Annotated in this window: 14 protein-coding genes; 1 reads left to right on the top strand and 13 read right to left on the bottom strand. The window is 42.6% G+C overall.

All coding sequences use genetic code 11. The features are described 5' to 3' along the window. Positions 1-2: 2 nt before the first annotated feature. From DXB54_RS05340 to DXB54_RS05300, 9 genes are all read right to left on the bottom strand, one after another. Positions 3-713: a CpsD/CapB family tyrosine-protein kinase gene (locus DXB54_RS05340; protein ID WP_021937796.1), complete on the bottom strand. Its 711-nt coding sequence runs from the start codon at positions 711-713 to the stop codon at positions 3-5. Continuing rightward, the gene (locus tag DXB54_RS05335) at positions 706-2013 is read right to left on the bottom strand and encodes a YveK family protein (protein WP_118694448.1); all 1308 of its coding nucleotides are present in this window, start codon (positions 2011-2013) and stop codon (positions 706-708) included. Before DXB54_RS05335 ends, DXB54_RS05340 begins: the two co-directional genes overlap by 8 nt. A 16-nt stretch (positions 2014-2029) precedes the next feature. After that, entirely contained in the window at positions 2030-2755 is a 726-nt protein-coding gene (locus tag DXB54_RS05330) for a CpsB/CapC family capsule biosynthesis tyrosine phosphatase (RefSeq protein WP_021937798.1), read from the bottom strand. Between the two features lie 10 nt (positions 2756-2765). After that, positions 2766-3650, bottom strand: a complete 885-nt coding sequence (locus DXB54_RS05325; protein WP_021937799.1) for a hypothetical protein — start codon at positions 3648-3650, stop codon at positions 2766-2768. Between the two features lie 12 nt (positions 3651-3662). Continuing rightward, positions 3663-4331 carry a class D sortase gene (locus tag DXB54_RS05320; protein WP_021937800.1) on the bottom strand — a complete coding sequence of 223 codons (669 nt, stop codon included), beginning with the start codon at positions 4329-4331 and terminating at the stop codon, positions 3663-3665. Positions 4332-4340: 9 nt separating this feature from the next. Then, positions 4341-5063: a hypothetical protein gene (locus tag DXB54_RS05315; RefSeq protein WP_118694447.1), complete on the bottom strand. Its 723-nt coding sequence runs from the start codon at positions 5061-5063 to the stop codon at positions 4341-4343. A gap of 169 nt (positions 5064-5232) precedes the next feature. Continuing rightward, positions 5233-6414: a gDSL-like protein gene (locus tag DXB54_RS05310; protein ID WP_021937802.1), complete on the bottom strand. Its 1182-nt coding sequence runs from the start codon at positions 6412-6414 to the stop codon at positions 5233-5235. A 145-nt stretch (positions 6415-6559) separates the two neighbouring features. After that, positions 6560-6742, bottom strand: coding sequence for a hypothetical protein (locus DXB54_RS05305; RefSeq protein ID WP_021937803.1), 183 nt, complete (start codon positions 6740-6742; stop codon positions 6560-6562). Next, positions 6739-8322 (bottom strand): Y-family DNA polymerase, encoded by a 1584-nt coding sequence (locus DXB54_RS05300; RefSeq protein ID WP_118694512.1) that lies wholly within the window; start codon positions 8320-8322, stop codon positions 6739-6741. The genes DXB54_RS05305 and DXB54_RS05300 overlap by 4 nt, the downstream gene beginning before the upstream one ends. Before the next feature lie 357 nt (positions 8323-8679). Between DXB54_RS05300 and DXB54_RS05295 the strand changes: the two genes are divergently transcribed. Further along, a complete protein-coding gene (locus DXB54_RS05295; protein ID WP_243104742.1) occupies positions 8680-9459 on the top strand; it encodes an N-acetylmuramoyl-L-alanine amidase in 780 nt (259 codons plus the stop codon). Positions 9460-9474: 15 nt separating this feature from the next. On the opposite strand, the gene DXB54_RS05290 is transcribed toward DXB54_RS05295, so the two are convergent. The 4 genes from DXB54_RS05290 to DXB54_RS05275 form a co-directional block, all read right to left on the bottom strand. Then, complete coding sequence (locus tag DXB54_RS05290) at positions 9475-10566, bottom strand: GGDEF domain-containing protein (RefSeq protein ID WP_199708729.1); 1092 nt, start codon at positions 10564-10566, stop codon at positions 9475-9477. 164 nt (positions 10567-10730) lie between these two features. After that, the gene (locus DXB54_RS05285; protein WP_118694444.1) at positions 10731-11300 is read right to left on the bottom strand and encodes an indolepyruvate oxidoreductase subunit beta; all 570 of its coding nucleotides are present in this window, start codon (positions 11298-11300) and stop codon (positions 10731-10733) included. Between the two features lies 1 nt (position 11301). Continuing rightward, entirely contained in the window at positions 11302-13044 is a 1743-nt protein-coding gene (gene iorA, locus DXB54_RS05280) for an indolepyruvate ferredoxin oxidoreductase subunit alpha (RefSeq protein WP_118694443.1), read from the bottom strand. A gap of 225 nt (positions 13045-13269) precedes the next feature. Next, complete coding sequence (locus DXB54_RS05275) at positions 13270-14535, bottom strand: dihydroorotase (protein ID WP_021937809.1); 1266 nt, start codon at positions 14533-14535, stop codon at positions 13270-13272. Positions 14536-14559: the final 24 nt, after the last annotated feature.

Raw genomic sequence — 14559 nt, 5'->3', positions numbered from 1 at the left:
TTTCAGTCTTCATCTCCGTTGTTATATACGCCGTAATATTTGCCATAGTATTTCCCGTAATACTTACCGTAATAACCCTTCTTGCCTGACTCAACCTTATTAATTATGACACCAAGAATCCTGCAATTGCTCTGCTCAAGCTGTTCCTTAACCTTCTGGGCGAACTTGTAGCTTATCTTATTGTTCTCCATAACAAGGGCAACGCCGTCAAGCTGCTTCGCCACTATGGCACTGTCGATAACTGAGCCAAGAGGTGGTGTATCTATTATAATGTAATCAAAGTCTCTTCTGCAGTTCACCATCAGCTCTGCAAATTGCTCTGAGCCAAGAAGCTCTGCCGGATTCGGAGGAACAGGTCCTGCGTCAATGAAATAAAGATTTTCTATATTTGTCTCGCACAGACATTCCTCGTAAAGGCACTGTCCCGAAAGGTAATGGCTGAGCCCGTTCTCAATGTTCTTTATGTGATACCTTCCTGCCATAACAGACTTTCTCATGTCTGCATTTATGAACACAACCTTTTTGCCTATATCTGCAAATGCTCTGGCAAGATTAATTGATACTGAGGTCTTGCCCTCACCGGGTATACATGAGGTAAGTCCTATGGCCTTTATCTTGCTTCCTGAAAACAATATGTTGGTTCGGAGAATTTTATAAGCTTCGTTGCTACGGAAATCCATTTTGTCCAGTTTATCGAAAGTTATCTTATTCATTGTCTTCTCCTCCTTCCGCATATTCTGTTTCCTTTTTATTATGCTCTTTCTTGTCGTGGTTCTTCTTGCCCGGCTTTTTCTTCTTGGACTTTTTATCCTTTACAGGTTTATCTTCTTTATCTTCCTTATCTTCTTTATTTTCTTTTTCAGACTTATCGGCCTTCTTTTCCTTATCCTTGTCCTTGGATTTCTTTTTTGAGTTGTCTGATTTTTTCTTCTTCGCAGGCTTAACATCCTCTTCTGAAACTACGGTTTCAGGCTTGGCTGCCTCTTCTGAAACTACGGTCTCTGGCTTGGCTGCCTCTTCTGAAACTACGGTTTCAGGCTTGGCTGCCTCTTCCTGAACTGTTGTCTCTGCCTCCGCATCTTCATAAGCTTCATCGCTCACATCCTCAAGCTCTGCATATGAAACAGTTTCTGTATCCCCTTCCATCATTTTATCGTGTTCCACCGAAAGTCCCGGTACAAATACAGGGATTTCATCCTGTTTCTCGTCGGCATCTGCCACGGCAGGAACAGCCGCTACAGGCTCCTGCTCATTTTCATCCTCGTCGTCATCTTCGTCATCAACATCATGCTTTTTATGTCTCTGCTTCCTCTTTGTATTTCCCGAGTTTTCAAGTACCGGAATCTGTCCCAGAGTGTTAAGTCCCAGGTAACGCTTCACATCTTCCGGAGTTCTGATACGATCATTTAAAAGATAGAACACAACTATAAGAAGCAATGATACGAATACACCGGCGGCTCCGCCCAAAAGTACATTCTTCTTAAGGTTAGGGCTGCTCTCTTCAAGTGGGAGATTTGCTTCCTCTGCCACATTCACCTTCTCAAGATCCATAACCTCTTTTACCACATCGGATGACACCTTGGCAACACATGAGGCTATCTGCTGGGCAACCACCGGATCCTTATCACTTACCGATATAACTATAAACCTTGAATTCTCAGGGTTGCTTACTGTAATCCTTGAAGCAAGCTCATCCTCTGTATCTGTAAGATTCAGCTCACTGATAACCTGGGATAGTACTTTGGTTCCCTTTACCTGAATAATATAGTCATTGGTCAAAAGATTACCGGTCTGGAGATCTGTGTAAGTAATATTATTATCGGAATTCTGCTTGTTTATAACATACAGCTTGGTTGTTGATGTGTACATCGGTGTAATAAACACCTTGGTGATTATACCCACCAGCAGTGCACATGCAATTCCCACAGATATTACTATCCATATCCTGTCGAGAATAGCTATGGCTATCTCCTTCAGATCTATTTCATATTCCTGTTCATTATCTGTTCCCATTTTATTTCTCCTTTGATCATATTAGCTTATCGTTCAGGATACGCTTTGGATTTCTGTTGAAAAGCTCCTCCACTTTGCCTTTCCCATATTTTTTCTCTATGTACCTTAATCCACCGGATACAATCGGCGGTCTTACATTTACCCCATGGGCATCTGTCCCGAATACATGTATCATGTCAGCCTTCAGCAGTTTTCTGCAAAAGCCTGTTACCTGATCCGTAATCCCCCCCTCAAGAGATGAGATATTCACCTGGATCAATGCTCCCATATCTATCAATTCCCCGATATATCCCATATGCTTTGTAAGCTTCATATACCGCTCCACGTGAGCAATTACGGGGATGTATCCGGCCGTAGTAAATTCTCTTACGGCAGCACATATATTTTCATATTCTGTTTCCACTAGAAACTCAATAAGCACGTATCTTGTGCCATTGATGGTCAGCGCATTCCCCTTCTTAACCTGTTCAAGAAGACCGCTGTCATAAAGCAGTTCGTTTCCCAGAAATATATTGAAATCCGGGGCTATAGCATTTGCCTCCTGTCTGACCTTGAGAAATATCTTCACCAGTTCCGGCACAGGGGTGTTATCCTCACCCATCATAAAATGGGGAGTTGCCACCATATTTCTTATTCCCTGTTCATATGCTCTGGCAAGCATTTTTCTTGTGGTGTCCATATCCCTTGAACCATCGTCTACTCCCGGAAGGATGTGGCAATGCATATCAAATAAATTAACCATAAGTGATCTCCTACCTCTTGTGAGATGCTCTCTGCTTAAGCGTATTGATAGCTCCAAGGCTCAATCCGAACAGCACAAAGGCTGCACAGGAAAGATACATTAACATGTTAAGGTTGCTCTCGATAACTGCAACCACAAGATTATACAACCTGAGAGGTGTTACATTGAGTCTCTCATATGCCCCTGATATTCTGATAACTGCCGGTGCCAGAAATCCCATGATACCGGAGGATAACAGAGCATAGCTTATATATCTTATACCTCTGTGTGCCCAGTGCTGCATGGATACAAGCACAAAACAGATGATGATACACAATATCACCAGCACTGCACACAGTGGAGCGAATACCTTATTATACATATTCATGTATTTAACATACTGTGCCGCAAAAGGGAACTTCAACGCCGACTCATAATCCTTAATGATCTCCCCGGTAATATCACTTATTCCCCTGTCTGTTTCTTTTGTGGTTTCTATATTGTTCTTCTTAATATAGGAAGAAATATTGTCTTTTATTTTATTCTCTATGACTGTGGTATTCACAGTGTAATCCTGCTGCTTTATCTGGGCTTCTATATAATTCTTGGACTCCATATATACCACATTCTTATCAAATACTCCATCAAGAACCTCCTCAGGAAGTCCCGACGGCCTGAGGGTATTGCACGCCTTCTCATATACAGAATCCCATACACTGTAGTAATAATTTGTCTTATTAAACTCACCTATGACAGATGACGCATTGAAGAAGGACATCTTAAATGCAGTTAAGACTATAATGGCAGTAATACATAACGCAAGAATAAACGATAACACAAGACTTACTACAGTCCTTATGTTTTTTACCTTTTTACTTTTTTTCCGTACTTTTCCGGACTCAGTTTTTTTCTCCAATTACTCTCACCCCTACTCTTCAGATATTACAGGTCCTGCGATCTTCTCCGCACATACATAGAAACGCTGATCCTTTATTCCGATAAGTGCACCGAATGGGTAACAGGTATATAATATAAGCTGCTCCTTATCACTGTTATCAAAGAACACCTCCGAATCCTTTGCATCTGCGATCTTGGTCTCAGTTACTCTATACTGAAATTCACCGTAATTAGTCCTAAGAACAAATACATCTCCGTTCTTTACATCCTGTAACGGTTCAAAATATAAGGAGTCATGGGCTCCCAGAAGCACCATATGTCCAAATCCCGGAAGAAAACTTCCTATGTATTGTCCTGCTCCCTCCTTGAATACCCGGTCCGTATCTCCCCAGAACACCTTTACATCCATGTTCAGCCGGTCGCAGAACAGTTCTCCGTACCGGACCTCATATCCGGGAAATACTATATCACTCTTTTTAATGATTCCGTCCTTTTGCACCTTTGCATTCTCATCATATACGCTTTCAAGCTCACTGCTAAAATTAGGCATGGTCTTCGAAAGCACCATGTTAAAAACATTTGATGCAAGATTTATGACCGGTCTTGCTGCCACGAATATAATTCCGTACCCCAGCACAGCCATTATAACCGGAATAAATATATATGATATTATCCTTTTTTTTCTTTTACTGATTTTCATATAAAGCCTCTATTCATCGTCTTTTTTGAACAATCCAAACTTGACCGCCACAGCAACCGAAACTGCAAAAACCGCAAGAATTGCAATTCCTGTATATACCAGTGAGTTTAATCTGAAGCCTGTGTTCTTCACTGCAGCTTTAGTTGATACAACAACATTTCCCGAATCATCAACAATAGAGAAATCATTGTCATCAGAGTCGAAGCTTATGTTCATACCAAGCTCCTTAGCAAGCTCTGCCGCTTCCTTTGCCATCTCTTCCTTGGTCTTGTCCGCCTTGGCATCCTTCCCCACATCTACAATCTTCTTATCTGCTCCTATGTCCTTATCCGGTGCTTTGTCCTGTGGTTTCTTATCATCCTCCGGTACTTTGTCATCATTTCCCTTCGGGTCATCAACAGCATCCTCCTTCTTTTCATCCTCTACCTTGTAGAGATATCCCGAGGCAATTCCCGACGCCACATTATTGTATATATAATCTATGCAGGCATCTGCCTGAGCCGCCGTAAGATCATAACTGGAATCCAACATGTTTATAAGCTGGTTTATATATGCCTGCTTCACCCGATAATATGCTCCCTGATAATAGAATGTGCTACTGGCAACACCTATAAGCCTGGACTCATTGCCATTTATATCCGCATAGCTGTCCAGATGTCCGTAGCCCAGGGTGAACAGTACACATACAAGTGCCACGGCACTGTAAACAATCCCTTTCTTTATACTATTCATATTTCTATTCTCCTTATAAAAAAAGCTTTTTTATGTGCATTCCCAAGTGCTGCCTTTATAAGCACACACTCCACTAGATGATAGCAAAGTTAAAGCAAAAAAGCAAACAAAAAAGAGAGAGACGTTAAAATCTCTCCCTTTTATGACAAAACATTCAGTGTTTCAAATGTTACTGCTTAACACCCTTAACTACCTTGTATGTCTTTCCGTTATACTTAACAGTACCTGTGTACTTGAAGTCTACCTTGCCCTTTGATACATAGTACCACTTTTTGTTGTACTTAACCAGAGTTGGTGTTCCGTTCACACACTTCTTACCACCTGATACATAGTACCAGTTGCTGCCGTACTTAACAATTGTTGTGTCCTTGCAGATCTTACCATTCTTTACATAGTACCAGCTGTTGCTGTACTTAACAAGTGTTACGTCCTTGCACATCTTACCGCCCTTAACGTAATACCAGTTGCCGTTATACTTAACAAGTGTTGTGTCCTTAGCAAGCTTACCACCATTTACGTGATACCATGTGCTGCCATACTTAACAAGAGTATTGTCGTTGCACTGCTTACCATTCTTTATGTAGTACCAAACACCATTGTCAGCCTTAGCAAGAGTTGTAACTGAAGTATCAAGAACTCCGTCTGTTACATAGTAAGCTGAACCTGTAACAACTACACCAGTCTTCTCATCGAGAACACCTTCTTTAAGTAAGTACCACTTACCTGCAGGTGTCTTCTTGAAACCTGTTGATGTAGCAACAAGACCATCCTCTGCATTGATGAAATACTTACCTTCTTCTAATGCATATACATCTGTAACCTCAGGTGTCTTTCCTTCAACGATACCATATCTGTTACCGCTTATTGAAACAACCTTTGACGCTGTGTAAAGGGTTCCGTCATAGAACTGGATCTGATTAACTGTACCAGCCTCTGTGAACTGTACAAATGCAGCACACTCTGCAGCCTTCTTACCCTCACCTGCAAATGAGATTACATCTCCACCTACAAGCCGAGCAGCTTCCTTAGCATAACCAACAAGCTCCATCTGGTTATCTGTTGTATTGTTAGCCTCATCTTCTGTCATTACAACATAAAGCTCATGAGCCGCATCTATCTTTGCATTGATATTCTCTGCATCCGTTGCTGATATATCTCCTACAGTGTATTCAAACTGAGACTCGGCGAGTCCATAAAATCCTCTCGCTTCTGCGTTAGCATACTCCTTAATGTGCTCAAGAACACTCTGCTCATTTGGACCGACTGTTGAATCTGCTGATACAACCATGCCTGTTCCAAGCATAGCCACGATAGCCGCTGTTGCAACTAATCCTTTTCTTAACTTAAACATTTTTATCCCTCCTAATCCTATTGAGTTTTCTTCTAAATTAACATATAGAGTTTACAGCAATATTCCCCCTGTGTCAATAAGGTTTTCTCCTTTCAGCCGTCGGATTCAGACCAAAAGCACTCCAATTATGCCATGTGAAAGTTTTTTAGGATTTATAGAGATTTTTATATATCTCCTCTTCCTCATACTCTGCCTGTTTTATAACCTCATCATGACCCGATAAAGCTGCAAATGGTGCAAACTGTGCAGCCCTGTCTCTCATTGACATTGGCCTGTGATTCTTAGATACAGGTCGCGAAAGATTTATTATGTCATCATAACCACTCATGCCTTGTGACCTCCTATCTGTCCGTTTCTCTCTATGGTGGTGGCTCCCTCTTCGAGGTTCATTCCCTTAAGGACCGCATTCTTTCCATACTTCTTCTTAAGACCAATAATTGCCTCTTGAAGTTTATGTTCCCTGTCAAGCTGTTCGTGCTGCTGTTTATATTCTTCCCGTACCTCATCCATATCCGAGAAGAGATCATACTGTACATACTCCTCCCCCTTATCTCTTTCTTCTATATAAATGCTATATGGTGTCACTTTGGCTGCCACCACATACACTCTCCTTATAAGAAGCTTTGGATCAACTATCTGTTCATAGAGCCTCGCCATGGCGTCGCATATGATTCTTGAGGAAGAAGTCTTCTCCTTAAGATTCCAGGTTCCGTGAGCATGCTTCGGTATCCGTCTTCCGTATCTGTCCTTTACTATCTCGCCCTTGTACTGGTTTCTAATGGAAGTGTTGGTGAGATTATCTATATCATAGCCTACCGTCAATACTAGCTGGTCGGTTACATATCCCTTTTCCACAAGGCTTAGGCTTAGCAGTTCTGTCATTTCCTTAACTATCAACAACCCATGTTCATAGTCATAGGGCTCCTTTAACACCTGTCCATTACTTATACTGTTTGTCTCCGGCACATAGGACTTGACCTCCTTTATAGTACACGGCTCATATCCCCAGGCATGATCTATAAGCAGTTCTGCGTTGACTCCAAACAGCCTGTATAGCAATTCTTCATTGTAGTAGTCCTCCGGTCTCCCCAGAGAACATCTCGCCACATCCCCCATGGTCATAAGCCCAACTTCTTTAAGCTTTCTGGCATAACCTGTACCCACTCTCCAGAAATCCGTTATAGGCGTATGTGACCACAGCTTCTCCCTGTAACCCATCTCATCAAGAACCGCAATACGACTTCCATCTTCGTCTGCCTCCACATGCTTCGCTACTATATCCATTGCCACCTTGCAGAGATACATATTTGTCCCTATGCCAGCTGTGGCAGTGATTCCCGTCTCTTTAAGAACTTCCTTTATCATCTTCTTCGCCAGCTCATAAGCTGTCAACCCATAAGTATTAAGATAAGATGTCACATCCATGAACACCTCGTCAACTGAATATACATGTATGTCCTCAGGTGCTACATATCTGAGATATATTCCATATATCCTGGAGCTGTATTCCATGTAAAGACTCATTCTCGGCGGTGCCGCTATAAATGATATCTTGCATTTCTCATCTCGTGCTATCTCAGCCGAGAGATACGACTCCCTTTCAAACTCTCCTCCTCCAAGCCTCCGTTTTCTTATGCTGTTAAGCTCGTCCACCTTCGCCACAGCCTGATACAGCCTGGCTCTTCCGGATATCCCATATGCCTTAAGGGATGGGGACACCGCAAGACATATAGTCTTATCTGTCCTGGTTCTGTCTGCCACCACCAGATTGGTGGTCAGGGGATCCAGATCCCTCTCCACACATTCCACCGAAGCATAGAAGGATTTCAGATCTATTGCTATATACTGCCTCTCTCCTGCAGAAACTTTATTCTGTTTATTAATATCTGAGTCATCTTTTCTTTCCATGTCTATTACCCTTTTCACAGTCATTGTCAACTCTTCATACATTTATTTTATACCAATATACATATTTTAGGCAAACGCCCACAAAAAAATCATTAATTAAATTGTAACGGTTCAGAGCCGGGCGAAATTATAAAATAAAACATGAAATGCCTGCAGTTCTAAGGCTGATTCATGAATTTTATCTGGTGGATACGCCACACCGATGAAATGCGAAGCATTTTTGAGGTTGACTCTGAATAGCCACATTAATTTTTTATTAGTTTTTCTCTTTCCGGTTGCGGCGTTGTTTCATTTTTGTTATCATAGCTCATGAATGATAAAACATACGAAAACATTAAGAAACAAGAGATGAAAAATATGAGTACAACAGGAAAAAAACGTCCTACCGTGAAGCAGCTTCAGGTGGTGGTAAGGAGACTATGGATTGCATGTATATGTTTGTTTGTAATATGTGCCTCCCTGCTTGCCGTCGTTATAAAAAACAGAAGCAATATAAAGTTGTTTGGTCCAGATAAGAAAAGCAGCAATACCGTCGAGGATGTACCGGCAGTCACCGCTGACAGCAGCGACTATGTAGTGTGCCTGGATCCCGGACACGGCGGCAGATTCACCGGAACCCAGGGACTTGACGGCACCTACGAAAAGGATGATACCTTAAAGATAGCTCTGGAAGTTAAAAAGGCATTGGAGAACAGAGGAGTAAAGGTCGTTATGACCCGTACAGACGACAGTGACATAGAGCTTGATGAACGTGCCGCCATTGCAAATGATGCCAATGCAGATCTGTTCCTTTCTCTCCACAGGAACTACACGGCAGGAGATAAATCCGCCAAGGGCTTTGAGGTATGGATACACAGTACAAATTCCGATACCAGCCGTGCAATCGCCTCAGCAATACTTGAAGGACTCGATAAAGTCGGAATATCTGAAGACCGCGGTGTTAAGGTTGGAACCCAGGGGGATTCGGAACATAATTATGCAGTTATCCGTGACACTAATATGACCAGTGTTATTGCAGAACTGGGATTCATGAGCAATCAGGAGGATCTGGATCTGTTCAATGAGCATCACGAGGAATATGCCATTGCCATTGCAGAGGCAGTTGTGGACTGGCTCAATACATATTGTAAAAAATAAAACGGTGACAAGCGATTATCTGTCGCTTATCACCGTTTTATTTCTTCCTGTTTCTTTTGCTTTATAGAGAGCTTCATCCGTTCTGTTGAACCAGTCTTCTCCCTTCTCATTGTTTCTGTACCGGGCAATTCCGCAACTTACCGTAAGCCCATCTTTACGCATAAACTGAAAGTAATAGCATCTGAACTCAGTTCTTATATCCTCTACGATACTAAGTACCTTTTCCTCATCTATACCCGTAAACAATACTGCAAATTCCTCGCCACCGTACCTGAATCCCAGTCCATAATCTGATATTTTTTTCTTTATTATACTACACAAAACCTTGATAACTGTATCTCCGTTACTGTGTCCATAGGTGTCATTTACATTTTTAAAATGATCAATATCAAACATGGCAAGAACCGCTACAGCACCCACATCATTACAATTTCTCACTTGCGCCTGAAGACTTTCATCAAAGGTCTTTCTGTTATAAAGACCTGTCAGAGGTTCCTTCTTCAATTCGGACAAAAGGTTCAACTGCTTAACGTGTATATCATTTATAGCCTGTATAAGTTCATTGGTATGCCTGTTACACATGCTGGTCATAACGTACACACCAACGGCAACAACCAGGGACAGCATTATATTCGCCCCGAACCGCTTTATCTTCCATTCAGCGAGATTGTAAAGCAACAACTGTGAAATACAGGAAAACACCAATGCCAGCAGTGAGCTCACGCCGGTCAACGTATTATCTGCAAATACCGTTGTACCAATAACCGCAACAAAGGGCAGCAACGCTATAAACGGCATTCCATAATGTACCAATGCTACACATCCAAACATGGCCACATACATGATACACATGCCCCACGTATTCCTGGATACTTCATCAGGCTTCTTCTTCAGCCTGTACCCCGTGATCACAAGTATAAGTACACTGACCACAGCAATTGCGATTATATCTCCAACAATGCATCCAAACAAGCCTTTCTCGACGGTGCCCTTCCAGAATATCCGGGAACCCATTTCAATTACTAATACACATAAATAGGTAATCAGCATACATTTCCACAATATATGCTGCCATTTCCTGTCTAATTCTACTCTGGTGGAATTCATACCCTTTCCTTTCCGGGGATTTGTTTCTATGACACAATATATAGTGCCACATGGTGTGTATTTTACTACAAATACTGCAAAATTACCATAGTTTTTATTAAAATTCGGTGACATTACAGGCAACTAAAAATGGTTGCTGCAGCGTAACGCCACCTTCGGTGACATTACAGATTAAATCCAACCTCGAAGGCCTTCGTGTTTATATCTACGGTCTTTGGCGGTACTGTGTCCTTTATTACCTGAAGCCATTTTTCATGATCAAAGTCCATGTGTCTGGCAGCAACACCGATTATTATTGAGTTGAACACTTTAGGATTGCCAAGCTTCTTAGCCTCGCCCATGGCATCAACAGAGATAACCTTGTACCTGCTCTTTAATGTCTCGATTATCCCATCAGGATATTCCGCCATACCTGTAACAACAGTTATAGGATCTATCCTCTGGTCGTTTATTATGATAACGCCGTCCTTCTTAAGGAAGTGTGCATATCTAAGAGCCTCAAGTCTCTCAAATGCAATAAGTACGTCTGCCTGACCTTCCTCTACGATCGGCTCATCTACCTTCTCACCATATCTTACATAAGTAACAACGCTTCCGCCTCTCTGGCTCATTCCGTGAACCTCTGAAAGCTTAACGTCATAACCTGCCATTGTTGTGATTCCACCAAGTATACGGCTTGTAAGCAGAGTTCCCTGTCCACCTACACCTACAATGATAATATTCTTAGTAGCCATGTTACAGTTCCTCCCTTGCTATAGCGTCAAAATGACAACGCTTCATACATAATCCGCAGCCATTACACTGATTTTCATCTATTGTTATTGTTCCGTCCTCATTTCGTATTACAGCAGGACATCCCGGCTTTAAGCACATTCCGCACTTCTTACACTTCTCAGGTATAGCCTTGCATACGTGGGTTCTCTTAGTTGTCTTAAGGAGCACACATGGTGCCTTTGTGATGATGACTGATATCTCATCCTTGGCGACCTCAGACGCAATAAGCTTTTCAAGCCCTTCAACATCGTATGCGTCAATCTCATTTACATTCTTAATTCCTATTGCTTTACAGAGATTATAGATATCTATTGCATATGTAGGATCTCCCATAAGGGTCTTACCTGTGGCTGCATGATCCTGATGACCTGTCATACCTGTTGTAGAGTTGTCAAGGATAATGACTGTTCCTGTTGCCTGGTTATATACCATGTTCATAAGGGAATTAATACCTGTGTGAAGGAATGTTGAATCTCCGATAACTGCAACCCAGTTCTTAATGTAATCCTTGCCCTTAGCCTTCTCCATACCATGTAAGGTTGAGATTGAAGATCCCATACATACAGTTGTATCTATTACTGAAAGCGGAGCAACTGCACCTAATGTGTAGCAGCCTATATCTCCGGCAGCATGTATCTTCATCTTATTTAATACTGAGAATACACTTCTGTGAGGACATCCTGGACAGAGAATAGGTGGTCTTGCAGGAACCTTTGCAGGCTCTGTTGTCTCGATCTTCTCACCAAGAATACGCTCTCTTATCATGTTGGCCGAGTACTCACCCTGAACTGTCATAAGCTCTTTACCAACTGCATTGATACCCCAGCTTCTTACCTGTGTCTCAATATGTGGCTCAAGCTCTTCTATTACATAGAGCTTATCTACCTTTGAAGCAAATTCTTCTATCATCTTTCTTGGAAGTGGATTGACCATACCAAGCTTAAGCACCGACGCATCCGGCATAGCCTCTCTTACATACTGATATGGGATACCGCTGGTTATGACACCTACAGATGTATCTCTCATCTCAACTCTGTTTATAGGCATGTCTGCACCGTCATCGCTCATCCGGTTGAGTCTCTGCTCAACAAATACATGACGTGGAATAGCATTTCCCGGCATCATAACATACTTCTTTATATTTCTCTCATAAACCTTGTCAGGCACCTCTTCTCTGTCGAAGAGCTCAACAACGCCCTGGGAGTGTGCAAGTCTTGTGGTTGTACGGATCATTACAGGAGTATCATACTTCTCACTTGCCTCAAATGCATACTTTGTGAACTCCTTTGCCTCCATACTGTCTGACGGCTCAAATACAGGTATCATTGCAGTTCTGCCTACAAGTCTTGAATCCTGCTCATTCTGTGATGAGTACATTCCCGGATCATCTGCAGCAACCAGCACCATACCACCGTTCACACCTGTGTAAGCAGCAGTAAAAAGAGGGTCTGACGCAACATTGACACCTACGTGCTTCATAGATACTATAGATCTTACACCGGCGAAGCTGGCACCAATGGCAACCTCAGTTGCAACCTTCTCGTTAGGTGACCACTCTGAATAGATCACATCCTTATACTGTACCATATTCTCACTGATCTCTGTACTTGGTGTACCAGGGTATGCAGCAGATACCTTTACTCCTGCTTCATATGCGCCTCTGGCAATAGCCGCATTACCGAGCATAATCTTCTTCTCGCTCATATTCACTATTCCTTCCAAATCATATTATTCTATCGTAAAATAATTACCTCATGACATTTTCACCGTTGACAGACCACCCTTTGCAGGTGTAGTATCACCTGTCACCACGAGCTCTCTCAATATAAAAACTGATACAAGCCATCTAAAATGTCACTACAATCTGCTATTATACAATAATTATCAACATAATTAAAGTTTTTTATCATTTATCTGCATATTATCTCTTTATTGTGCAGAATATACTATCTTTCCGCCGCAGATAGTATGATGTACCCTGCCCGGAAGCTCCCAGCCTGCAAATGGTGTGTTCACAGCCTTTGAGGCGAATTTATCTGCGACCCAGATATCATCCTCACCGAATATCACCAGATCTGCAGGTGAACCGGCAGCAACCGTTCCCGGTTCAAGTCTGTAGAATTTCGCCGGATTAGTGCTCATAAGCTCAATAAGCTTCATAAGAGTTATGTGCCCCGGCTTCACAAGTGACCTTATTCCCAGTGCCAGGGAGGTCTCAAGGCCTGTTATTCCCGATGGTGCCTTGGCAAGAGGCTTCGCCTTCTCCTCCACACTGTGAGGTGCATGGTCTGTAACTATCATATCTATGGTTCCGTCAATTATACCTTCTATTATCTTCTTTCTGTCAGCCTCAGTTCTTAAAGGTGGGTTCATCCTGGCATTTGTACCATATTCAAGAACAGCCTCCTCAGTCAGGGTAAAATGATGTGGTGTCGCCTCTGCATGGATGTCAGCTCCAAGGCTCTTAAACAGCCTTACAATATCCACGGAATTGCCTGAGCTTATATGCTGTATGCATACCGACGCTCCTGTGTGCAATGCAAGCACAGAATCCCTTGCAACCATTATGTCCTCCGCAGTCCTTGAGGCTCCGCCGTATGAAAGCTTTTCCGAAACCTCTCCCATATTAACTCCCGGCTGCTTTATAAACAGCGGATCTTCCTCGTGAAGACTTATCGGAAGGTCAAGCTCCTTAGCCCTGTTCATGGCTTCAAGGAGAACCTTCTCGTCCATTATAGGTATTCCGTCATCTGTGAAGCCTGCTGCCCCGGAAGCTGCAAGTTGTTCCATATCCACAAGCTCCGTACCCTTAAGTCCCTTTGTGACCGTTGCGGTCTGGAGTACGTTTATACCTGTCTTCTCTCCCTTTTTCTGGATGTAATCCAGAGTCTCGATGTTATCAACGGCTGGTTTTGTATTCGCCATACATACCACCATAGTGAATCCACCCTTTGCGGCAGCCCTGGCTCCTGTCTCAATATCTTCTTTATATGTGAAGCCCGGATCCCTGAAATGCACATGGGTATCCACCAGTCCCGGTGCCACCACCAGCCCTGCTGCGTCTATAACCTGTGCTCCTGAAGCTTCTATATGTTCTGAAACCTCTGCTATCTTATTGTCCTTTATAAGGACATCCATTATTTTGTCTGTATTTGTTACCGGATCAACAACCCGGCCGTTCTTTATAAGTATCATATGTTGCTGCCCCATTTTCCGATT

This window comes from Coprococcus sp. OM04-5BH, from assembly GCF_003482105.1.
In the GTDB taxonomy this organism is placed as follows: Bacteria; Bacillota; Clostridia; order Lachnospirales; family Lachnospiraceae; genus Coprococcus.
This window is presented reverse-complemented; position numbering and strand designations above follow the sequence as displayed.